General features: G+C 62.4%; 1 protein-coding gene. It reads left to right on the top strand.

The features are described from left to right. Positions 1-452: ABC transporter substrate-binding protein (locus tag HMPREF2581_RS30520; protein WP_256565226.1), on the top strand; the 452-nt coding region annotated here is incomplete at both ends.

Below are 452 nucleotides of genomic sequence, written 5' to 3'. Positions count from 1 at the left end.
GGTCGACGCGGCCTTCATCCAGAACCTGGCGATGGACGTCGCCTCGATCCAGTCCGCCGAGTACGCAGGGCAGTTGCTCGAGGCCGGCAAGCCACAGCAGATCAACCAGAAGCCGATCGGCACCGGGCCTTTCATCCTGAGCCGCTACCAGAAGGATGCGCAGATCCGCTTCAAGGGCAACAAGGACTACTGGAAACCCGAAGACGTGAAGATCGACAACCTGATCTTCTCGATCAACACCGACGCCGCGGTGCGCGCGCAGAAGCTCAAGGCCGGCGAGTGCCAGATCACCCTCAACCCACGCCCCGCCGATCTCAAGGCCCTGCAGGAAGCGGCGAACCTGAAGGTGCCCTCGCAGCCAGGCTTCAACCTCGGCTACATCGCCTACAACGTTACCCACAAGCCGTTCGACCAGCTCGAAGTACGCCAGGCGCTGGACATGGCGGTGAACA

This window comes from Pseudomonas sp. HMSC057H01 (genome assembly GCF_001836405.1).
Lineage (GTDB): Bacteria > Pseudomonadota > Gammaproteobacteria > Pseudomonadales > Pseudomonadaceae > Pseudomonas > Pseudomonas aeruginosa.
Note: the sequence above shows the minus strand (reverse complement) of the source record. Positions and strands in the feature narration are given on the sequence as shown.